Annotated in this window: 19 protein-coding genes; 5 read left to right on the forward strand and 14 right to left on the reverse strand. The window is 67.3% G+C overall.

The window, feature by feature from the left end; translation table 11 throughout:
* Nucleotides 1–45: 45 nt before the first annotated feature.
* From AC6RIC_RS14895 to tpiA, 7 genes are all read right to left on the reverse strand, one after another.
* Nucleotides 46–927 carry a VOC family protein gene (locus AC6RIC_RS14895; protein ID WP_499732913.1) on the reverse strand — a complete coding sequence of 294 codons (882 nt, stop codon included), beginning with the start codon at nt 925–927 and terminating at the stop codon, nt 46–48.
* Nucleotides 928–997: 70 nt separating this feature from the next.
* Nucleotides 998–2,167 carry a glutathionylspermidine synthase family protein gene (locus AC6RIC_RS14900; protein ID WP_499732914.1) on the reverse strand — a complete coding sequence of 390 codons (1,170 nt, stop codon included), beginning with the start codon at nt 2,165–2,167 and terminating at the stop codon, nt 998–1,000.
* 1 nt (nt 2,168) lies between these two features.
* The gene (locus AC6RIC_RS14905) at nt 2,169–2,783 is read right to left on the reverse strand and encodes a DUF1190 domain-containing protein (RefSeq protein WP_499732915.1); all 615 of its coding nucleotides are present in this window, start codon (nt 2,781–2,783) and stop codon (nt 2,169–2,171) included.
* Nucleotides 2,784–2,790: 7 nt separating this feature from the next.
* Nucleotides 2,791–3,192: a DUF350 domain-containing protein gene (locus tag AC6RIC_RS14910; RefSeq protein WP_454656989.1), complete on the reverse strand. Its 402-nt coding sequence runs from the start codon at nt 3,190–3,192 to the stop codon at nt 2,791–2,793.
* Nucleotides 3,193–3,523: 331 nt separating this feature from the next.
* Complete coding sequence (gene pyrG, locus AC6RIC_RS14915; protein ID WP_454656990.1) at nt 3,524–5,152, reverse strand: CTP synthase; 1,629 nt, start codon at nt 5,150–5,152, stop codon at nt 3,524–3,526.
* 154 nt (nt 5,153–5,306) lie between these two features.
* On the reverse strand, nt 5,307–5,720 hold the full coding sequence (gene secG / locus AC6RIC_RS14920; protein WP_499736609.1) for a preprotein translocase subunit SecG: 414 nt from the start codon (nt 5,718–5,720) through the stop codon (nt 5,307–5,309).
* A gap of 144 nt (nt 5,721–5,864) precedes the next feature.
* On the reverse strand, nt 5,865–6,629 hold the full coding sequence (gene tpiA, locus AC6RIC_RS14925; RefSeq protein WP_499732916.1) for a triose-phosphate isomerase: 765 nt from the start codon (nt 6,627–6,629) through the stop codon (nt 5,865–5,867).
* A gap of 188 nt (nt 6,630–6,817) precedes the next feature.
* Here tpiA and AC6RIC_RS14930 point away from each other — a divergent pair, with 188 nt between their 5' ends.
* A complete protein-coding gene (locus AC6RIC_RS14930) occupies nt 6,818–8,731 on the forward strand; it encodes a peptidylprolyl isomerase (protein ID WP_499732917.1) in 1,914 nt (637 codons plus the stop codon).
* A 2-nt stretch (nt 8,732–8,733) separates the two neighbouring features.
* Complete coding sequence (trpE, locus tag AC6RIC_RS14935) at nt 8,734–10,248, forward strand: anthranilate synthase component I (protein WP_454656993.1); 1,515 nt, start codon at nt 8,734–8,736, stop codon at nt 10,246–10,248.
* A gap of 74 nt (nt 10,249–10,322) precedes the next feature.
* On the opposite strand, the gene AC6RIC_RS14940 is transcribed toward trpE, so the two are convergent.
* On the reverse strand, nt 10,323–10,898 hold the full coding sequence (locus AC6RIC_RS14940) for a TIGR00645 family protein (protein WP_454656994.1): 576 nt from the start codon (nt 10,896–10,898) through the stop codon (nt 10,323–10,325).
* A gap of 243 nt (nt 10,899–11,141) precedes the next feature.
* On the opposite strand from AC6RIC_RS14940, the gene AC6RIC_RS14945 reads away from it, so the two are divergent.
* Both AC6RIC_RS14945 and xth read left to right on the forward strand, forming a co-directional pair.
* Nucleotides 11,142–11,612, forward strand: a complete 471-nt coding sequence (locus tag AC6RIC_RS14945) for a BA14K family protein (protein WP_454656995.1) — start codon at nt 11,142–11,144, stop codon at nt 11,610–11,612.
* A 135-nt stretch (nt 11,613–11,747) separates the two neighbouring features.
* A complete protein-coding gene (xth, locus tag AC6RIC_RS14950; protein WP_499732918.1) occupies nt 11,748–12,527 on the forward strand; it encodes an exodeoxyribonuclease III in 780 nt (259 codons plus the stop codon).
* Between the two features lie 155 nt (nt 12,528–12,682).
* Here xth and AC6RIC_RS14955 read toward each other — a convergent pair whose 3' ends face one another.
* The 4 genes from AC6RIC_RS14955 to AC6RIC_RS14970 all read right to left on the reverse strand — a co-directional run bounded on the left by AC6RIC_RS14955 (nt 12,683) and on the right by AC6RIC_RS14970 (nt 19,340).
* The gene (locus AC6RIC_RS14955) at nt 12,683–13,594 is read right to left on the reverse strand and encodes a tetratricopeptide repeat protein (protein WP_499732919.1); all 912 of its coding nucleotides are present in this window, start codon (nt 13,592–13,594) and stop codon (nt 12,683–12,685) included.
* Nucleotides 13,595–13,619: 25 nt separating this feature from the next.
* The gene (gene ilvD / locus AC6RIC_RS14960; protein ID WP_499732920.1) at nt 13,620–15,350 is read right to left on the reverse strand and encodes a dihydroxy-acid dehydratase; all 1,731 of its coding nucleotides are present in this window, start codon (nt 15,348–15,350) and stop codon (nt 13,620–13,622) included.
* A 289-nt stretch (nt 15,351–15,639) separates the two neighbouring features.
* Nucleotides 15,640–16,221 (reverse strand): YqaA family protein, encoded by a 582-nt coding sequence (locus tag AC6RIC_RS14965; RefSeq protein ID WP_454656999.1) that lies wholly within the window; start codon nt 16,219–16,221, stop codon nt 15,640–15,642.
* A gap of 299 nt (nt 16,222–16,520) precedes the next feature.
* Nucleotides 16,521–19,340, reverse strand: a complete 2,820-nt coding sequence (locus tag AC6RIC_RS14970; protein WP_499732921.1) for a valine--tRNA ligase — start codon at nt 19,338–19,340, stop codon at nt 16,521–16,523.
* 264 nt (nt 19,341–19,604) lie between these two features.
* Here AC6RIC_RS14970 and AC6RIC_RS14975 point away from each other — a divergent pair, with 264 nt between their 5' ends.
* Nucleotides 19,605–19,838, forward strand: a complete 234-nt coding sequence (locus tag AC6RIC_RS14975; RefSeq protein ID WP_499732922.1) for a hypothetical protein — start codon at nt 19,605–19,607, stop codon at nt 19,836–19,838.
* Nucleotides 19,839–19,875: 37 nt separating this feature from the next.
* Here the strand turns inward: AC6RIC_RS14975 and AC6RIC_RS14980 are convergent, their stop codons facing one another.
* On the reverse strand, nt 19,876–20,484 hold the full coding sequence (locus AC6RIC_RS14980) for a PopZ family protein (RefSeq protein ID WP_499732923.1): 609 nt from the start codon (nt 20,482–20,484) through the stop codon (nt 19,876–19,878).
* A gap of 163 nt (nt 20,485–20,647) precedes the next feature.
* Nucleotides 20,648–22,063 carry a TolC family outer membrane protein gene (locus tag AC6RIC_RS14985; protein WP_499732924.1) on the reverse strand — a complete coding sequence of 472 codons (1,416 nt, stop codon included), beginning with the start codon at nt 22,061–22,063 and terminating at the stop codon, nt 20,648–20,650.
* Nucleotides 22,064–22,173: the final 110 nt, after the last annotated feature.

Below are 22,173 nucleotides of genomic sequence, written 5' to 3' on the forward strand. Positions count from 1 at the left end.
GCGCCCCGGAATGACAGAGGTGGTGCCGGGCGAACTGCCGCAGCCTTACCCCTGCTCGAACGCCACCATGCAGCCGAACGCCTCTTCGGCCGGCACGAAGAGGCGCTCCTCGCCGCGCTGGAACGACACTTCATTCTCGGTCAGGCGCGCGGCCACGGCTTCGAGATCGGGCACCGAGACGCAGAAGCCGAGGAAGCGGGCCGGTGTCGTATCCGGCTCGACATGATAGGCGCCCTGCGCCGCTTCGGGATCGAGCACGTCGATACGCCCGCGCGGGAGCGCAAGCACGTAATCCTCGTTGCCCTCCAGCACCTCTGCGCCGCCGCTGAAGGCCGTCAGGAAGGCGCGGTGGACGGCGGGCTCCTCGGCCAGCATCACCACGGCAGAGAGCGCCGTCGCACCGTTGGGATGATGCTGGAACTCCGGATTCCAGAAATTCTGCGGCTCGAATTGCTGGCAGACGAAGAAGCCGCATTCCGGCGCGCGCGAATCGGCGGCGAAGGCCAGCTCGAAGGCAACGCGGACATCGCTGCCATCCGGGCGCCGCGCCCGGCGTTCGAAGAAGAAGGGCTCGAAATCGCCGATGCCCTGCGTCTTGAAGGCGGCGGCATCGGCCTTGGCGTCGGTGCTCTCCAGCACCAGCATGGAAAGCCCCTCGCCCTGCCCCGCCAGCGCGTCGCGCACGAAGGCGCCGAAGGAGAAGCGTCGCTCGCCATGCGGCGGGATCGCGGTGTCGTCGGCGATCGTCACCAGCTCCAGGAAGGAGCCGGGAAACTGCACGATCCGGTTCTCGGTGCCCCAGGGGTGACGGTTGCGGGCACCGACGCGGAAGCCGAGCTTCTCGTAGAGGTGCCAGGCGGCGTCGAGATCGCGGACGCCGATGACGAGATGGTCGAGACCGCGGGGCGTTGAGGCGTTTGCAGGCATGGCAGGCTCCGTCGACAGGCGTATCGGAAACCAAGGCTACCACAGATCAGGGCGAGGTGATGTTGCGCGTTCAGGGCTCGATATAGTGCGGCAGGAAGCGCGAGGTATTCTTGGTGATCGGCGAGGCATCCTCGCGGACACAGAGCCCGCAGGCCTGCGAGGCGACGAGCCAGGAGCCGAGCACGGCATAGTTGCCGTCGGCGGAAAACAGGTTGGTCGCGGCATCCTGCAGGACATGGCCCTCGGCGCCATAGGGCCCGTCGTCGCTGTCGAGCACGCGGCCGCGCTCCATGAGCGTGACATTGGCGCCTTCGCGCGAATAAAGCGGCTTGCGGACCTGCCGGGCCGAGAGCGTGGCGCAGCGCGGATCACCCTCGAAGAAGGCCGGCAACAGGTTGGGGTGGCCGGGCTCCATCTCCCAGAGACAGGCGAGCAGCCCCTTGTTGGACAGGATCGCCTTCCAGGGCGGCTCGATGAACTGGCAGCCCGAACCGGCAAGCGCCTTGCCGTAGCTCTCCCGGAACATCCATTCCCAGGGGTAGAGCTTGAACAGGGTCTCGATCGGCTGGTTGGCGCCATCGCAGAAGCGCCCGTCGGTGAGCAGGCCGAGCTCCTCGATATAGGTGAAGCGGGCGTCGAGCCCGGCCTGCACGGCGCAATCGGCGAGGTAGTCGACCGTGCCCTTGTCCTCGGGGCTGCCCTGCACGCAGGTCAGGTGCAGGCGATAGGGCGAGGGTTCGCGCAGGCCCTGAAAGGCCGCGATCAGGCGCTCGTGCAGCGAGTTGAACTGGTCGCTGCCGCGCGGGATCGCGCCGCGCGCCATCGCCTGCTCCAGCCAGTCCCACTGCACGACGCTCGATTCGAACAGGGCGGTCGGGGTGTCGGCATTGTATTCGAGCAGCTTCGCGGGCCCGCGCCCGTCATAGGCGAGGTCGAGCCTGCCATAGAGATTGCGCTCGCCGCGTTGCCAGCTACTGCGGATATAGTCCCAGTGCTCGGCTGGGATCGCGAGCTTGGTCAGAATCTCCTCGTGGTCGAGCGCCTTGTCGATGAAGGCGAAGCAGAGCTGCTCGATCGCCTCGGTCGGTGCCTCGATATCGCGCTCGATCTCCTCCAGCGTGAAGGCGATCGCCGCGCTCTCGTCCCAATAGGTCTCGCCGTCGATGGTGTGGAAGGCGAAGCCCAGGCGCTCGACCTGCTCGACCCAGTCCGGGCGTGGCGGCAGCGTGACGCGACGCATCTCAGGACGAGGAATGCGAGGAGAAGGAGCGCGCGATCGAGCCGAAGCCGCCACGCGAGGCCGTGCTGGTCGCTGCTGTGCTTCCGCTGCGGGCGCCGGGCGAGAAAGCTGCGGTGATGCTGCGGCCGGACGTCGTCGAATAGGCGCGCGAGCGGCTGCTACTACTGCCGCCATAGTAGCCGCCCGACGAGCTGGACGAGGACGAGCGCGCCTGCTGGCATTCGGGCTGGGTCGAGCCCGGCGGGCAAGCGGCGGCGGTCGGCGGCATCAGAGGCTGCGCCTGCCCGCCTGAGAGGCCGCGCGCCAGCATGAAGCCCGCGAGCGCCGGGATGAAGTATTGCGCACCGCCGATCGTCGCGGAGCTGCAGCCATTGGCGCCGTATTGCGCCTCGCAGGCGGTCTGGCTCTGGAATTTCGGTGCGTCCTTGAGCCGCGCGGCGGTCGCTTCCGAAAAGGCCGTCTCGCATTGCTGGGCAGTCAGCTGCCCGGCCGCCCGGCAATCGCTCAGGCTGTTATAGACGAGATTCTCCTGCGTATCCTCTGATGTCATCGACCAGACGGTGGCGACGAGGAGGACGCCGGCGGCCGCGAGCCCGATCTGGGAGGAGCGCTTCATGGCCGCCTCATTCCGTCATGCTGGCCGCGGCCAGCGTCCCGGAGACGACGGCGATCACGGCGAGCATGACGGCCGAAGGCAAGCGGTCCTCCTCGATCTTGCGCGACAGCTCCGGTATCAGCAGCCGCGCCAGACCATAGGCCGCGAACTGGATGATCATCGCCGCAGCCGCCCAGAGCACGCAGTCGGGAATGCTGCTGGCCTGCGAGATCGCCTGTTCCAGCGGCAGCGAGAAGCCGACCGTGTTGCCGCCGAGCGCGACCGCCGCCGAGAGATTGCCGCCGCGGATCAGGGCGATCTCGTCATGGGCGGTCATCCGTAGGTAGACCGCGACGAAGGCGGCGATCAGGGCCGCGCCAACGATGAAGTACAGAAGGAACGCGGGCAGGCCCGCCATCGAGATCGTCATGCCGCTCTGCCCCCCTGCCCTGTGCCGCCGCGCCGACCACAGGTCGACGAGGCAGCCTATTCTCAGGGTAACAGGAGAACGGCACAAGCCGTCATTCAAAGAGAGGATGCGCCGGATACTTGGTCGGTGCGGCTTCGCGCCACACGATTGTCATTCCGGGGCGCGCCGCAGGCGCGAACCCGGAACCCACGACTGGGTGAGACATCATGTGTTCGGCTGCAAACGGCTCGCCCGGTCGTGGGTTTCGGGTTCTTCGCTTACGCGAAGCCCCGGAATGACAAGGGCGGCTCCGAGCGGGAAAGCGCCCGAAACTGCCAGACAACCTCTTGTGTCAGACCAGGCGGCTCTGGGCCTTCGCCGCCTCGATGAAGCTGGCGAAGAGCGGGTGCGGCTCGAAGGGGCGCGACTTCAGCTCGGGATGGTACTGCACGCCGATGAACCAGGGATGGTCGGGATATTCGACCGTCTCGGGCAGCAGGCCGTCGGGCGAGAGCCCGGCAAAGCGCAGGCCCTTGGCCTCCAGCTGCTCGCGGTAGCCCATGTTCACCTCGTAGCGGTGGCGATGGCGCTCGGAGATCTCGGTCGAGCCGTAGATCTCGGCGATCTTCGAGCCTGCCGCGAGCGTCGAGGCATAGGCGCCGAGCCGCATGGTGCCGCCGAGATTGCCGCCGGCCGCGCGCTCTTCCAGCTCGTTGCCGCGCATCCACTCGGTCATCAGGCCGACGACCGGCTCCGAGGTCGGGCCGAACTCGGTCGAGTTGGCGTTCTCGATGCCGGCGAGCGAACGCGCCGCCTCGATCACCGCCATCTGCATGCCGAAGCAGATGCCGAAATACGGCACCTTGCGGTTGCGCGCGAAGGTCGCCGCCTTGATCTTGCCCTCGGCGCCGCGATGGCCGAAGCCGCCGGGCACGAGGATGCCGTGGACATGCTCGAGGAAGGGCGCCGGGTCCTCCTTCTCGAAGACCTCCGACTCGATCCAGTCGAGATTGACCTTCACATTGTTGGCGATGCCGCCATGGGTCAGCGCCTCGATGAGGGACTTATAGGCGTCCTTCATGCCGGTATATTTGCCGACGACGGCGATGGTGACCTCGCCCTCGGGGTTCTTCACCCGGTCGGAGATGCGCTTCCAGTTGGTGACGTCGGGCTCGGGCTTGGCGTCCATGCCGAAGGCGGCGAGCACCTCGGTGTCGAGCCCCTCGGCGTGGTAGGAGAGCGGCACGTCGTAGATCGAGGCGACGTCGCGGGCCTCGATCACCGCGGTCTCGCGGACATTGCAGAACAGTGCGAGCTTGCGGCGCTCCTCGCGCGGAATCTCGCGGTCGGTGCGGCAGAGCAGGATGTCGGGCTGGATGCCGATCGAGCGCAATTCGGCGACCGAATGCTGGGTCGGCTTGGTCTTCAATTCGCCGGCGGTCGGGATATAGGGCAGCAGCGTCAGGTGCACGAAGATGCACTGGCCGCGCGGGAGCTGCTGGTTGGTCTGGCGGATAGCTTCCAGGAAGGGCAGGCTCTCGATGTCGCCGACCGTGCCGCCGATCTCGACCAGCGTGAAGTCATAGCCCTCGTTGCCGGTCAGGATGAATTCCTTGATGGCATTGGTGACATGCGGGACGACCTGGATCGTCGCGCCGAGATAGTCCCCCCGGCGCTCCTTGGTCAGGATGTCCATGTAGATGCGGCCGGTGGTGATGTTGTCGCCCTTGTTGCAGGGCCGGCCGGTGAAGCGCTCGTAATGGCCGAGGTCGAGATCGGTCTCGGCGCCGTCGTCGGTGACGAAGACCTCACCGTGCTGATACGGGCTCATCGTGCCCGGATCGACGTTCAGGTAGGGGTCGAGCTTGCGCAGGCGGACCGTATGGCCGCGCGCCTGGAGAAGGGCTGCGAGAGCCGCCGCCGCCAGGCCTTTGCCAAGCGAAGACACCACGCCGCCGGTGATGAAAACATACCGCGTCATGGGAGGTCACCTCTATCGCCACGGGTTCGATTCGCTAAGCGCGTTCTGAGCAGTCCCGCCTTGCCCTGCGCGCTTGTCCACAAAAGAGAAGGCCGGTCGCCCGGCCTCTCCCAACTCAAAAGAGAAGGGCCGGTTTCCCGGCCCGTACCCTGTCTTACTGCTGCGGCGCCGCTGGCGGCGTCGGCGGCTGTGCACCGCCCTGATTCTGGTTCTGCAACTGGCGCAGCTGATCGAGCACGCCGCCGGCATTCGGGGCGCTCGGGCCAGCCGGCGCGCCGGGGGTAGCCGGAGCCGAGGTCGCAGGCGCGCCGTCGATGATCGAGCGCTGCGTGCGGCCGGTATTGGCCATCACCGCGAGCACGATCGAGGTCAGGAAGAACAGGCCGGCAAGGATCGCCGTCGCCCGGGTCAGGGCATTGGCCTGGCCGCGGCCGGTCATGAAGCCCCCGACGCCGCCTCCGCCGCCCGAACCCATGCCGAGGCCGCCGCCTTCGGAGCGCTGCAACAGCACGACGCCGACGAGCGCGACGACGATGATCAGGTGGATGACGATGAGAACGTTCTGCATGGTCTCACGAAAATGGGCATGGCGCGGGCCGCCGCCAAGGGCCACCCGCTCCTCCTCGAAGATCGAGGCGAATTCGGCGCGGCACATAACATGCGTGGACCGGCAGCGCCACCCCTGCGTGCCGGCCTATTCACGCGGGAGTGTTCAGCCGGCGCAGGCCCGGGCGATCGCCAGGAATTCCTCGGCCTTGAGGCTGGCGCCGCCGACGAGCGCGCCGTCGACATGGGCGACATTCATCAGTTCGGCGGCGTTCGAGGGCTTGACCGAGCCGCCATAGAGCAGACGGACGCCGGAAGCGGCCTGCTTGCCGAGGAGACGGCCGAGTTCGGCGCGGATCGCCTCATGCATCTCGGCGACATCGGCGGCGGTCGGCGTGAGCCCCGTGCCGATCGCCCAGACCGGCTCATAGGCGACGACGAGCGTCGCCGCGGTGGCGCCATCCGGCACCGAGCCGCGGAGCTGTTTCTTCACGACGGCGAGCGCCTTGCCGGCCTCGCGCTCGTCCCTGGTCTCGCCGACGCAGACGATCGGCACCAGCAGCGCCTTCTGCGCGGCCTCGGCCTTGGCCTTGACGGTCGCGTTGGTCTCACCATGGAGCGTGCGGCGCTCGGAATGGCCGACGATGCAGAAGCTCGCACCGGCGTCAGCCAGCATCGCGGCGGAGACCTCGCCGGTGAAGGCGCCGGAGGCCTGCGTGCTGCAATCCTGCCCGCCGGTCGCGATGCGCGAGCCGATCAGCGCAGCGGTGGCAGCGAAGAGCAGGCTGGAAGGCGGGCAGATCGCGAGATCGACAGCCGGCTTCAGCGCGGCGTCATAGCCCTTGGCGACCTCGGCCGCGATGGCGAGGTCGGCCTTGAGGCCGTTCATCTTCCAGTTGCCCGCCACCAGCGGCTTGATGCTGCGCGTCACGTCGATCCTCCTGAAATCCTTTCCCCGGCTCTAGCAATGCCGGGCCGGCGCCGCAATCGCGTGCGAAGCCGCATCGGAATTGCGACGGCGATTGCGGCTTTCGCCGCCGGTTCCTATAAGCAGCGCCGGCAAATACGCGCGCGGACCCGTTTCCGCGCCACGGACAGGTTCAGGGAAAGACAGCTTCGATGATGATGCAGGGCATCCGCAAGGCGGGTCAGGGTCTCCTCGGGAAGATCGTGATCGCCATCATGTTCGGCTTCCTCATCATTTCCTTCGCCATCTGGGGCGTCGGCGACATCTTCCGCGGCTATGGCCGAAACGAGGTGGCCAAGGTCGGCAAGACCGAGATCGGCCTCGAGCAGATGCGCACCGCCTATCAGAACGAGATCCAGAACCTGATCCGCCAGCAGCGCCGGCAGATCTCGCCCGAGATGGCGCGCGCGCTCGGTCTCGACCGCCAGGTGCTGTCGCGCCTGCTGACCGAGGCGACGCTCGACCAGACGGCGCAGGGCATGCGGCTCGCGGTCTCCGACGAGACCATCCGCAACCTGATCTTCGACGACCAGGTCTTCCGTGACGCCTCCGGCCAGTTCTCCTCGGCCCGGTTCAACGAATTGCTGCGCTCGAACGGCTATACCGAGCAGAGCTATGTCGCGCTCCAGCGCTCGACGATCCTGCGCCAGCAGCTTTCGGAGATGGTCGTCGGCGGCCTCGCCGCCCCGCTCGCCCTGCAGGAGGTCGGCAACCGCCTGCGCAACGAGAAGCGCTCGATCACCTTCGCTCGCATGCCGGCGAGCGCGGCCGGCGAGATCGCCGCCCCGACCGAGGACCAGCTCAAGAGCTTCTTCAACGATCGCAAGATCGCGTTCCGCGCCCCGGAATTCCGCACGGCCGCCATTCTCTCGATTACGGCCGAGACGCTGGCCGACCCCGCCAAGGTCACCGACGACGAGGCCAAGGCGCGCTACGAGGCGACCAAGGCCCAGCGCTTCACCGCCGCCGAGCTGCGCACCGTCCAGCAGATTCCGTTCCCGAACGCCGAGGAAGCGCAAGCCGCCAAGGCCAAGATCGACGGCGGCGAGACCTTCGACGAGATCGCGACCGAGCGGAACGTCGCCTTCAACAGCCTGACGCTCGGCACCTTCACCCGCGAGCAGATGATCGACCCTGCCGTGCGCGATGCCGCCTTCGCGCTCGAGGAAGGCGCTGTCAGCGCCCCGGTCACGGGCGCGTTCGGTACGGTGCTGCTGCGCGTCACCAAGGTCGACAGCGCGCATGTGCGCCCGTTCGAGGAGGTCGCGGCCGAGGTGAAGCAGTATCTGGCGACGAGCCGCGCCGCCGCCCAGGTCACCGAGCTGCACGACAAGGTCGAGGATCAGCGCGCCGCGGCCAGGCCGCTCGCCGAGATCGCCAAGGAGCTCAATCTGACGCTGCGCACGGCCGGCCCGATGAATGCCGGTCTCGGTAGGCCCGACGGCTCGCGCGAGGAGGCTCTGCCGGGCGGCGATTCGACGCTGCAGGCGATCTTCCGCTCCGATATCGGCGTCGACAACGAGGCGATCCGCCTACCCCGCAATTCCGGCTATGTCTGGTTCGACGTCACCAAGATCGATCCGGCGCGCGAACGCGGCTTCGACGAGGTCAAGGCCGATGTCGAGAAGCAGTGGCGCGCCGACGAGACCGCGACGAAGCTCTCGGCCAAGGCGCGCGAGCTCATCGAGCGCCTCGACAAGGGCGAGAACTTCGACGCGGTCGCGGCTTCAGCCGGCCTGACCATCGAAACCGCGGCCGATCTGAGCCGGCAGGACCAGCGTCCGGAGCTGCCGGGCACGGTCGTCGCCCAGGTCTTCGGCACCGCCGCTGGCAAGAGCAACTCGGCCGCCGGCACCGATGGCGGGCGCATCCTGTTCAAGGTCGATTCCGCGACCGTCGCGCCTTACGTCCGCACGACGCAGGAGGCCGGCAATTTCGAGCGCCTGCTCTCGCAGAACGTCAGCGAGGACATCCTGCTGCAATATGTCGCCAAGCGGCAGGCCGAGCTCGGCGTCAGCATCAACGAGGCCGCCTTCCGCAACGCGACCGGCGGGGCACAGAACTGACGATGCAGCCGCTCCAGGAGTTCGAGCACTTCGCGCAGGCTTACGAGACCGGCGCCCCGCAATTGCTGCGGCAGGTGCTGGTCGGCGATTGCGAGACGCCGGTCGCCGCCTTCCTGAAGCTGCGCCATGCCACGACCGGCCCGGCCTTCCTGCTCGAATCGGTCGAGGGCGGCGCCGTGCGCGGCCGCTATTCGATGATCGGGCTGGAGCCGGACCTGATCTGGCGCTGCCATCACGGCCAGGCCTCGCTCTGCCGCACGGCTCTGGGCGAGAGCTTCCTCGACGATCCGCGCCCGGCTTTCGAGAGCCTGCGCGCGCTTCTGGAAGAGAGCGCCATTCCGGAGGCCGAGGGCCTGCCGCCGATGGCGTCCGGCGTGTTCGGCTATCTCGGCTACGACATGGTCCGCCTGATGGAGCGTCTGCCCGAGCCGAAGGAGACCGGCACCGGCGTGCCCGACGCGATCCTGACGCGGCCGACGCTGATGGTGGTGTTCGACGCGGTGCGCGACGAGATCCATGTCGTCACGCCGGTCCGGCACATGCCCGGCGTCGGCGCGCGCCATGCCTATGAGCGAGCGCAGGAGCGGCTGGAGGCCGTGGTGCGGGCGTTGGAAGGCGCCCTCCCCGCCGAGGCCGAGATCGACATCGCCAACCTCCCGGTCCCGGCCACGACCTCGAACACGAGCGAGGCCGAGTATCTGGAGATGGTCGACAAGGCGAAGGAGTACATCCGCGCCGGCGACATCTTCCAGGTCGTGCTGTCGCAGCGCTTCGAGGCGCCTTTCGCGCTGCCGCCTTTCGCGCTTTACCGGGCGCTGCGGCGGGTCAATCCGGCGCCGTTCCTGTGCTATCTCGATTTCGGCGACTTCCAGATCGTCTGCTCGAGCCCCGAGATTCTCGTCCGGCTGCGCGACGATACGGTCACGATCCGGCCGATCGCCGGCACGCGGCGGCGCGGCGCGACCGAGGCCGAGGACAATGCCCTCGCCGAGGAGCTGCTGGCCGATCCGAAGGAGCGCGCCGAGCACCTGATGCTGCTCGATCTCGGGCGCAACGATGTCGGCCGCGTCGCCGAGATCGGTACGGTCAAGGTCACCGATTCGTTCTTCATCGAGCGCTACAGCCAAGTCATGCACATCGTCTCGAATGTCGAAGGCAAGATCGACCCGAAGCACGATTCGCTCGGTGCCTTGATCGCAGGCTTCCCGGCCGGAACGGTCTCGGGCGCGCCAAAAGTCCGAGCGATGGAGATCATCGACGAGCTGGAGCGCGATGCACGCGGCGCCTATGCCGGCTGCATCGGCTATTTCGGCGCCAATGGTGAGATGGATACCTGCATCGTTCTGCGCACGGCCGTGGTCAAGGACGGGCGCATGCATGTCCAGGCCGGCGCCGGCATCGTCTACGATTCGAACCCGGCCTCCGAGCAGGAGGAGTGCATCAACAAGGCCAAGGCCCTGTTCCGCGCCGCCGAGGAGGCGATCCGTTTCGCCGCTCGCAGCGGGCGCGGCCAGTAAGCCGCACAGAGACCCCGCCTAAAATGCAAAACGCCCTGCCGGATCGGCGGGGCGTTTCTGTTTCGGCGTCCGGGTCAGTGCGCCTTGCCGGGCGCCGCGGTCATCTTGTCGACCCAGGCGATGCCAATGGCCGAGAGGATGAAGACGACATGGATCAGCGTCTGCAGCAGCACGCCGGCTTCGGTGTAGCTCGCGGTCTTGCCGGCGATGCCGATATTGCCGGCCTCGATGAAGGTCCTGAGCAGGTGGATCGACGAGATGCCGATGATCGCCATGGCGAGCTTGATCTTGAGCACGCTGGCATTGACGTGGCTCAGCCATTCCGGCTGGTCGGGATGGCCCTGGAGCCGCAGGCGCGAGACGAAGGTCTCGTAGCCGCCGACGATCACCATGATCAGCAGGTTCGAGATCATCACCACGTCGATCAGCCCCAGCACGACCAGCATGATCTGCTGCTCGCTGAAGTCAAAGGCATGGGTGACGAGGTGCCAGAGCTCCTTGAGGAACAGGAAGACATAGACGCACTGCGCCACGATGAGGCCGATATAGAGCGGCAGCTGCAGCCAGCGCGAGCTGAAGATGATGGCCGGCAGCGGCTTCATCGGGCCAAGCGCGGCGGGTTGGGCGGACGGGTCGCGCGGTTGCGCCATGGTCGGTTTCCGATCCTTCGAATAAATTGTCGCTATGCGCTCGCAGCGCTAGATGGCGAGGAAATTCAGTCTGCGCAAGCGCTTCGGCGTTGCTTTCGAGCGTAAAAGCGACGGGAGCGTGACGGCCCATTTATGCCCGGATTGACTGCTAACTTCCCCTGAGGTCAGTGGGCCGCTACATTCGAATCCAAACGGGGGAACATGCGGAGTTCCGCTCGCCAGGAATCGCAGAGGAGTTTCGTCGTGATCAGGACGCTCGCCGTCGCCGCCGCCCTTGTCGGTGGCACCCTACTCGCCCTGCCGGCCGTGGCCGCCCCGCTGGCTCCTGCAACTGCCGCCGTAGCGACGGCGCAGCCCGGCAGCGATCTCGTCCAGACCGTGCAGTACTATGGCCGCTACGGCTATGGCCCGCGCTATTACGGCTACCGCCGTGGCCCGGCGATCGGCGCCGGCATTGCGGCTGGCGTCATCGGCGGAGCGCTCGCTGCCGGCGCCTTGGCCGCCCCGCCTCCGCCGCCTGTCTACTATTATCCCCCGCCGGCCCCGGTCTATGTCGAGCCGCCGGTGGTCTATGCCCCGGCCGTGCCCCGCGCCTATGGCTACAGCGTCGAGGACACCGACGCGGTCGCCTACTGCTCGCGCCGCTACAAGAGCTACAACCCGGAGACCGGGACCTATATCGCCGCGCGCGGCGTCGTCCGCGCCTGCCCCTGACACGAGGCGACAGCACCATCGCAGACAAGGACTCCCCGCAGCGATGCGGGGAGTTTTTCGTTTGCGGTCGAAACCGGCTTGCCTTGGCGGCGGCCGTGCCGCTTATCCTGCGGCTCGTCTGAATCGGAGCGTCTCGTGCGGATCGCCACCTGGAACGTCAATTCGGTCAGGCAGCGCCTCGGCCATCTCCTCGACTTCCTCGGGGAGGCCGAGCCCGACGCGCTCTGCCTGCAGGAGATCAAGTGCGTGGACGCCGATTTCCCGCGCGCCGAGATCGAGGCCGCCGGCTGGCAGGTCGAGACCCACGGGCAGAAGACCTTCAACGGGGTCGCGATCATCAGCCGCGCGCGGCTGGAGGATGTCCGGCGCGGCCTGCCGGGCGACGATGGCGACGAGCAGGCGCGCTATCTCGAAGGCGTGCTGCCGCTCGGCGACGGTGTGGTGCGCGTCGCCTCGATCTACCTGCCGAACGGCAACCCACCCAATACCGAGAAATACCCCTACAAGCTCGGCTGGATGCAGCGGCTCACAGCCCATGCGCGGATGTTGCTGGAGCATGAGGAGCCGCTGGTGCTGGCCGGCGACTACAACGTCATTCCCGAGCCGCGCGACGCCCGCGATCCGGCCGCCTGGGTGAGCGATGCGCTATTCCTGCCGCAGACGCGCGCCGCCTTCCGAGGCCTGACGAATCTCGGCCTGACCGAGGCCCTGCGCAGCACGACCGATGCGCCGGGGCTCTACACCTTCTGGGACTATCAGGCCGGCGCCTGGCAGCGGAACAACGGCATCCGCATCGACCATCTGCTGCTGTCGCCGCAGGCGGCGGACCGGCTATCGGGCGTCAAGATCGCCAAGCATGTCCGTGGCTGGGACAAGCCCTCGGACCATGTCCCGGTGATGATCGACTTGCACTGAGGACGAACGCGAAGTTCGGCAGCATCGTTTGCTGCCGTCGTCCGGACAAGCCGCGTCAGCGGCGCCGATCCGGAATCCATCGAAGGGTGTTGCGTTCTATGATGGATTCCGGGTCAAGCTCGGAATGACGTAGCCGGTCCGTTGAAAGCCAAAGCTCAGTTCTGCGGGGCGACGACGCTGCGCGAGCTCGCCGGATGATGACGCTCGACCAAGGCCAGCGCCGCCGAACGATCGCCCGCCGAGGCGGATGCGAAAGCCACGTCGTGCCGCTCGATGATCCAGGCCTCACGGGTCGGATCGGCGCCCTCGCGCGCCATGGCGAGCCACATCAGGCCGAGAACCGGCTGGCGGGGCACGCCCTCGCCGCCGCGCAGCAGCATCTCGCCGAAGGCGGCACGCGCGGGCGCATGGCCTTTCTCGGCCGCCAGCTTCATCCAGCGCGCCGCCTGGCGCCGGTCGCGATTTGCACCCTGCCCGGTCATGTAGAGGCGGGCGAGGTTGTACTGGCCGTCCGGGTCGCCGAAATAGGAGGCGGCGTAGTGGAACATGTCGAAGGCGCGGTCCGGGTTGGGCTTCACATAGCTGCCCTTGATCCCGTCCGAGAAATAGTTGCCGAGCGCCACGAAGGCGCTGCCGACAAGGCGCCCGTCGGCGGTGCCGGGCATCGCGTCGGCGTTCTCGTCGGCGATCTTCGAAAAATACTCGAAAGCCTTGAGATCATTGGTCGGGACGCCCTCGCCACCGGCATACATCCGGCCGAGCTTGTACTGCGCCGTGAGATGGCCCTGCGAAGCCGCGTACTCGAGCGCGCGGACGGCGCCGACCTTATTGCCGGCGGTGGAATCGCGCATCCAGGCCTTGAGCGCGTCGCGCGCGCTGGTGAAGGGCACGAGCGGCAGCGCGGCATGGGCCGTGGGCGTGTCAGGGCCGGGAGCGACGGCTGCCGCGTCCGAGCCAAGCACGGAATCGTCCGGCTCCGGCAGCGCCGCGCTAGGAATGGCGCGCGGCGGCAGCGGCTTGGCGCCTGAAAAGTCCTGCGCCAGGACGGCCTGATGTCCGCCCAGCAACAGGAACAGGCATGCTATGGTTGGGCTAGATATCCGCATAGCAATGGGTCTCGGCCGCCCCTCCTGGGTGGGTGACGGCACCGCCTTTGGCGGAGCCGACCGTCTGCGCGTATTTCCACAGCGCGCCGGAATTGTAGTCGGTCTTGCGTGGTTTCCAGTCCTTACGACGCGCTTCAAGTTCGGCATCAGAAAGGCGGACTGCGAGCTTTCCTGTGATGGCGTCGAGTTCGATGATGTCGCCGTCGCGGATCAGGCCGATCGGGCCGCCGACAGCGGCTTCAGGCCCGACATGGCCGACGCAGAAACCACGGGTCGCACCCGAGAATCGGCCGTCGGTGATGAGCGCGACCTTGTCGCCCATGCCCTGGCCGTAGAGCGCGGCGGTGGTCGACAGCATCTCGCGCATGCCGGGGCCGCCCTTGGGGCCCTCGTAGCGGATGACCAGCACGTCGCCTTCTTTGTAGGTCCGGTTCCGGACGGCCTCGAAGGCGTCCTCCTCGCGGTCGAAGCAGCGCGCCGGACCGGTGAAGACGAGCTGGTCCTCGGGCATGCCGGCGATCTTCACGATCGCGCCTTCCGGCGCCAGATTGCCCTGCAGCCCGACGACGCCGCCGGTGACCGTGATCGGCTTGTCGGCGCGGTAGACCACGTCCTGCTGGTCGTTCCACTTCACCGAGGCCATGTTCTCGGCGATGGTGCGGCCGGTGACGGTCATGCAGTCGCCATGAAGGTAGCCGGCATCGAGCAGGCTCTTCATCACGAGCGGGATGCCGCCGACCTCGAACATGTCCTTGGCGACGTATTTTCCGCCCGGCTTCAGGTCGGCGATGTAAGGCGTCTTCTTGAAGATCTCGGCGACCTCGAACAGGTCGAAATCGATGCCGCATTCATGCGCGATCGCCGGCAGATGCAGCGCGCCATTGGTCGAGCCGCCGGTCGCGGCGACGACCATCGCGGCATTCTCCAGCGCCTTGCGGGTGACGATGTCGCGCGGGCGGATGTTCTTCGCGATCAGCTCCATCACCATCTCGCCGGCGGTGTAGCAGAAGGTGTCGCGGACATCGTAGGGGGCCGGCGCGCCGCAGCTATAGGGCAGCGCCAAGCCGATCGCCTCGGCGACCGTCGCCATGGTGTTGGCGGTGAACTGGGCGCCGCAGGAACCCGCGGACGGGCACGCAGCCTCCTCCAGCTCCTTCAGGTCCTCGTCGGACATGGCGCCGACCGAATGCTTGCCGACTGCCTCGAAGACGTCCTGCACGGTCACGGGACGGCCCTTGAAGGTGCCGGGCAGGATCGAGCCGCCATAGATGAAGATCGAGGGCACGTTGAGGCGCACCATCGCCATCATCATGCCGGGCAGCGACTTGTCGCAGCCGGCGAGGCCGACCAGCGCATCGTAGCAATGGCCGCGCATGGTGAGCTCGACCGAGTCGGCGATGACCTCGCGCGAGGCGAGCGACGACTTCATGCCCTGGTGGCCCATGGCGATGCCGTCGGTCACGGTGATGGTGCAGAACTCGCGCGGCGTGCCGCTGGCGGAGGCGACGCCCTTCTTCACGGCCTGGGCCTGGCGCATCAGCGAGATGTTGCAGGGGGCGGCCTCATTCCAGCAGGAGGCGACGCCGACGAAGGGCTGCGCGATCTGCTTCGCGGTCATGCCCATCGCGTAATAATAGGAACGGTGCGGGGCCTTGGCCGGGCCGACGCTCACATGGCGGCTCGGCAGCCTCGACTTGTCGTACACACGCCCGTCCATCGCCACTCGTCCTGTCCCCCGATCAGCACGGCGCGAAGATGTGCCACGCCAAGCCTGCCGGGGGCAATCGCGCCCCTGAAAACCTGAAATAGGTCCGGAACCCCTGCGGGTTCCGCGCGTTACCCCCGATTTCGATAGATCTCAGGCACTTAACGCAGCGTTTTGCTGGGCTTCGTTTGTGGCGGCTTCTTGGCGATTGGGGGAGCTGGGGCGGTACCGGACACCGTTCCCGCCGGAGTGTTGCGCCGATGTCACAAAGTTTCCGGCGAGAAGCTGACGCTGCGGCAGATCACAGAACCAGCGGCAGCACGAAGAAGCCGCCGACGATGACCACGACGAGGGCCAGCGCCGTCATCGGCAAGTGCTTCTCGATGAAGATGCGGATGTCGTCGCCATAGTAGCGCAGCGCCACCGCGATCATCAGGAAGAAGGTCGCACGCGAGACGACCATGCCGATCGTGAACTTCCACAGGTCGAAATGCAGGAAGCCGGACATGATCGTGACGATCTTGAACGGGATCGGCGTCAGGCCCTTGGTGACGAGCACCCAGAACCAGTAGTCCTGCGAGGTCGCGATCAGGCTGGCCGCCTTGTCCTGCAGGCCATAGATGCCGATCAGCCAGGCGCCGACCGATTCATAGAGCAGCGCGCCGATGGCATAGCCGAGATAGCCGCCGAGCACGGCGCCCAGCGAGCAGATGCCGGCATAGAACCAGGCCCGGTCCGGCCGGGCGATGCACATCGGAATCAGCAGCGGAATCGGCGGCAGCGGGCTGAACGAGCTTTCGATGAAGGTGATGCCGAAGAGCAGCCACGGGGCGGCAGGATGGGAGGCGTATGAAACGCACCAGTCATAGGCTCGCTTGAGCATGGGTTCTGAACAGCCGGTCCTTGTGCCGCCACGCGTTCTGCATGGCGGGTTTGCGTCGGGCGCATCTAAGCGGGGTCCGCGAGAGAATGCCAGTCCTCTCTTGGATCAACGTCAATTTGACGACAGAGGCGTGACCGGAATGCGTCGTCACCAGCGGGAATCCGACCACACCCTGTCATGGTCGGGCTTGTCCCGACCATCCACGTCTTCGTCGATCGCAAGCCGTGTTCAAGACGTGGATGCTCGCCACAAGGGCGAGCATGACGGGACGGATCACGCGCCGAGCCGGCAGCGCTACGTCAGGCCAGCCGCGCCAAAGCTTCGGCGACCTTGAGCTTGCGGGCCTCGGCCGCCGCCTTGCGATCGCGGTTCTCCTCGACGATCTCCTCCGGCGCGCGGGCCATGAAATCGGGGTTGCCGAGCTTCTTCTCGACGACCGCGATATCCTGATCGAGCTTGGCCAGTTCCTTGGTCAGGCGCGAGCGCTCGGCGTCGAGATCGATCAGCCCGGCGAGCGGCAGGGCCGCGACCTCGCCGCGCACGATGATCTGGGCCGACTGGGCCGGCGCCGCCGTCTCGAAACCGATGTCGGAGACGCGGGCCAGCCGCTCGATCATCGGGCGCCAGCTCTCGATCGTCGCCCGCGTCGCGGCCGAAGCGTTGACGAGGACGAGCGGGGCCTGCGTGCCGGCAGGCACGTTGACCTCCGAGCGGACCGAGCGGATATCCGAGATCAGGTCGACGACGAAGCCGATCTCGGCCTCCGCCGCCGCATCCTTGAGCGCCGAGAGATCAGGCCAGCGGGTCAGGCAGACCAGCGAGGCATCGCCGGCCGCGAGCTTGCGCGGCGCGCCGGCCTCGGCCTTCTGCGCCCAGAGCTCCTCGGTGAGGAACGGCATGAACGGATGCAGGAGCTGGCAGATCAGGTCAATGACGTAGGCGACCGTCGCCTGCGTCTCGGCGCGGGCTGCGGCATCGACGCCCTCGCCCTGCAGCACGGGCTTGGCGAGTTCGAGATACCAGTCGCAGAACTGATTCCAGACGAAGCGATAGGCCGCGCCGGCCGCCTCGTTGAACCTGAAGCTCGGAATGCCGGCCGCGATCTCCTCGGCCGCCTGAGCCGCCTCGCTGAGGATCCAGCGGTTGAGCGGCTGCTTGACGGATGCCGGATCGAAACCTTCGGCACGGGCGCAGCCGTTCAATTCGGCGAAACGCGCGGCGTTCCAGATCTTGGTCGCGAAGTTGCGGTAGCCCTCGACGCGCTGCGTGCTGAGCTTGATGTCGCGGCCCTGTGCCGCCATGGCCGACAGCGTGAAGCGCAGGGCATCGGCGCCGTACTTGTCGACGAGCGTCAGCGGATCGATGACGTTGCCCTTCGACTTCGACATCTTCGCGCCCTTCTCGTCGCGAACGATGGCGTGGATGTAGACGTCCTTGAACGGCACCTCGTCCATGAAGTTGAGGCCCATCATCATCATCCGGGCGACCCAGAAGAAGATGATGTCGAAGGCGGTGACCAGCGTCGCCGTCGGGTAATAATGCTTCAGCTCGGTCGTCTGTTCGGGCCAGCCCAGGGTCGAGAACGGCCAGAGCGCCGAGGAGAACCAGGTGTCGAGCACGTCCTCGTCGCGCGTCAGCGCGACGGTGTCGCCGTAATGCGCCATCGCCAGCGTCTGCGCCTCGGCTTCCGACTCGGCGACGAAGACCTCGCCATCCGGCCCGTACCAGGCCGGGATCTGGTGGCCCCACCAGAGCTGGCGCGAGACGCACCAGGGCTCGATATTCTCCAGCCAGTCGTAATAGACCTTGGTCCAGTTCTCGGGCGTGAACTTGGTGCGCCCGTCCTGCACCGCCTTGATCGAGCGCTGCGCCAGCGGCTTGACGTCGACATACCACTGGTCGGTCAGCCAGGGCTCGATCACGACATCCGAGCGGTCGCCATGGGGCACGGTATGGGTGTTCGGCTCGACCTTCACCAGCAGGCCACGCGCAGCCATCATCTCGACGACGCGGCGGCGCGCGACGAAGCGGTCGGCGCCGTCGAGCGCGAGCGTCTCGGCCTCCGGCTTGGCACCGGCCAGGAAATCCTCGTTGCCGGCGAGCAGGATGCGCGCCTCGCCGTCGAGGATATTGACGACGTCGAGCTGGTGGCGCTTGCCGACCTCGAAATCGTTGAAGTCATGGGCCGGCGTGATCTTGACCGCGCCGGTGCCCTTCTCGGGATCGGCATAGTCGTCGCCGAAGATCGGGATCACCCGGCCGACCAGCGGCAGCACCGCCTTGCGGCCGATCAGATGGCCGATCGTCTCGTTGTCGGGGTGAACCGCGACGCCGGTATCGCCGAGCATCGTCTCCGGGCGCGTCGTCGCCACGGTGATGAAGGTCGAGGCGTCGTCGGCGTCATAGGTCGCGCCTTCGAGCGGATAGTTGAAATAATAGAGATGGCCGTTCGGATCGCGGCTCAGCGCCTTGTCGAGCTTGGCCGCGTCGAATTCGTCCTCGCCGCCGCGCTGCCATTTGAACGTGCCGGTCTTCTCGACCTGCAGAACCTCGAGATCCGAGATCGCGGTCTGGAATTTCGGGTCCCAGTTCACCAGCCGCTTGGCGCGGTAGACCAGGCCCTGCTTGTGCAACCCGACGAAGACCTTGAGGACGGCGGCCGAGAGTCCCTCGTCCATGGTGAAGCGCTCGCGCGACCAGTCGCAGGAGGCGCCGAGGCGGCGGAGCTGGTTGACGATCGTGCCGCCGGACTCCTCCTTCCACTTCCAGACCTCGGCGAGGAAGGCCTCGCGGCCCATGCTGCGGCGGTCAGTACGGTTCTCGGCGGCAAGCTTGCGCTCGACGACCATCTGCGTCGCGATGCCGGCATGGTCGGTGCCGGGCTGCCAGAGCACGTCCTTGCCGCGCAGGCGCTCGAAGCGGCAGAGCACGTCCTGGAGCGTGTTGTTGAGCGCGTGGCCCATATGCAGCGAGCCGGTGACGTTCGGCGGCGGAATCACGATGCAGTAGGGCTCGGCGCCGGGGGCCGCGCCCCTGCCCGCCTTGAAGGCCTCAGCCTCGTCCCAGGCCTTGCTGATCCGGGCCTCGACGGCGGCCGGTTCGAAAGTCTTGTCCATCATCGCATCGCTCGAACGCAGAAAGGCCGGGGAACCTGCCCCGGCCGGAAAAATCACGGGCCAAAAAGGTCTCGGCCCTTAAGAGCCCATGCGCAGGCCGCGCGTCAACGTTTTCGATGATACGAGACCGCCGGCCAGCTCTGCATTGGCCTCAGGCGAGGTTCGACCACGGGAACCAGGGCGGCTTCACCCCGTTATGGGAGAGCCGACGAATTGCGGGCGTCGCCCCGGCGTTGTTCGAGGCCCTGAAACGACGAGCAGGAAGTGATGATGAAGCTCTTGGTCCACGCCCTCGGGGCCTGGTTCGTAGTCGAGGCCGCGTCAGGCCGCTATCCGCGCCCGATCGCCGTGGGCCTGACCATGCTGGTCTCGCGCCTGGGCGCCCCGGCGACGGCCCTCGCCATGGCAGGCTACGGTTTGATGCGCCTCAAGGACGCCGGCGCATTCGAGCGCGTCCAGCCTCAAACGCGGCGCCGTCGAACCAGCGGCAACGCCAGATAGCACCATGAATACGTGATGGGGACGCCGGGCGGCCGCCTCAGCTGCGGCCACCGCGCGCGACGCGCTCGATCTCGGTGCGGACCAGCCGCTCGACCATGGTCGGCAGGTTGTCGTCGAGCCAGGTCTTGAGCATCGGCTTCAGCATGTCCTTGACCAGATCCTCCAGCGTCCGCGCGTTGTTGCTGAGCACGGTCGAGGCGAGTTGGCCGAAGGCGTTGGTCACCACCGAACTGGCCTGATCCGACAACAGGCTCGCCATGTCGGGGACGGACGCGAAAGCAGGCTGCGGTTGAGCCTGTGGCGGCTCAAACCGGACCGGGGTCGGCTGCGGCTCGGCTGCAGGGGCCGGCGGCTCCGGAGGCAGAGCCGCGACGGGCTCCTCATCGACGAAGGCGACATCGGATTCGTCCGGGACAGCGGCCGGCGGAACGGGCGCGGGCTCCGGCATGGGCGCGGCGACCAGAGCGGCCTCCGCCCCCAGGTCCAGCACGTCGTCGTCGATGGCGGCGACCGGCGCAGGTTCCGGCTCGACTGGCGGCGCGGCGGCCTCCTCGGCCGGCTTCGTCTCGTCATCCGAGATGATCCGGCGGATGGAGGCGAGGATCTCCTCCATCGACGGTTCGCTGGGCTTGGCTTGCGCGCTCATGAGTCAGACCGTTGGACACCGGGCGCGCCGACGGAATCAACGCCGCTCCAAGAGCGCAGTATTCCACGGCAGCGATGTCAGACAAGGCACCAACGGGCTCTCCCACAGGAGAAATCCGCTCTGTTGCCGGAATGTGCCGCGGCGCGGAGCCGACAGCCGCCCTTCAGCGGCCGTCGGGGGTCTGGGTGCCCCAGAGCTTGCCCTGCACCTGCTCGTAATGCTGGCGAGCGTCGTAGATCTCGGCCTTGAGCTTGAGCGACTGGGCGGAGAGCTTGCCGATCGCGGACAGCACCGCATAGGAGGCGACGACCCGGTCACGCTGCGCGACCACGAGGCTCGAGCGGGCGCTCACCAGCTCCTGCTGGGCGTTGAGGACGTCAAGCGTCGTGCGCTGGCCGACCTTCGCCTCCTCGCGGACGCCGGACAGAGCCGTGGACGCGGCTTCGACCTGCGCCTGGGCCGCGGTGATCTGAGCCTTGGCGGCTTCGTGCCCGCCCCAGGCGGAGACGACGGCGGCGCGCACGGTGTCGCGCTGGGTGTCGACCTCGATCCGGCGCTGGCCGGCCGTTTCCTTGGCCTGGCGGGTGCGGGCATAAATCTGGCCGCCCTCGTAGATCGGAATGGTCAGCGTGCCGACGAGGCTGGCCGAGAAGCGGTTGTCGCCGGAGAACTGGCTGTCATAGCGCTGCTGGACCACGCCGCGGACGCCGACGACGGGATAGAGATCGGCCTCGGTGACCTTGACCTGGAGTTCCGCGGCGTCGACGCCGTGCAGCGAGGCGATGATCGCCGGGTGGTTCGAGAGAGCCTGGGTCAGCGCGGTCGGCAGCGACTTCGGCAGCAGCCCCTCGACCGGCCGGGCCGGCGCGAGCGAGCGCGGCTCGGTGCCGACATTCTGGCGGAAGCGCGCCACGGAGGTCTTCAGGTTCGATTCGGCGAGAATCGCCTGCGAGCGGGCCGATGACAGGCGGGCTTCCGCCTGCGCAACGTCGGTGCGCGTCACTTCGCCGACCTGAAACCGGTCGCGCGTCTGGCGCAGCTGCTCCTCGAGCACCTCGACGTTGTTGCGGTTGAGGTTGAGGATCGCAGTGTCGCGCAGCACGTTCATATAGGAGGTCGCGGCATCGAGCAGCACGTTCTGCTCGGTATTGCGCAAAGTGGCGCGGGCGCCGAGCACCTGCGATTCGGACTGGCCCACGGCGCTGCGGGTCTTGCCGGAATCGAAGATGTTCTGGTCGACCTGCACGCCGACGCCGCGCGGGCCGAGCCGGGACACGTTGGTGTTGTGGACCGGCGAGTTGCTGGCGAAGGCCGGAATGCCCGATTCGGTGATGCTGGCGCCGATATCGGCCGAAGCCGTGATGCGCGGCCGGTAGCCCGCCTTCGCCTGCGGCACGTTCTCGTCGGTCGCACGGACCGAGGCGCGCTGCGCATTGAGGGTCGGATTGGCGGAATAAGCCCGCGCGAGCGCGGCGTCCATGGTTTGGGCCGAAACCGGCCCCGCCCAGCCTCCGACCAACGCCAGGGCGAAGGCGGCGGAGAGAGCAAGTCCGGAAATCTTGTCGTAGCGTTTATGCACTGGACGCCTCATGTGCGCACTGAAAGTCGCGCCCAGGCATCGCCCCAGCCTCGGCAGAGTTGCAATTTATACCCGTTCCGGCACCTCTCGCCAACGCATGGGGCGGTGCC

Source organism: Allobosea sp. TBD101, assembly GCF_059817965.1.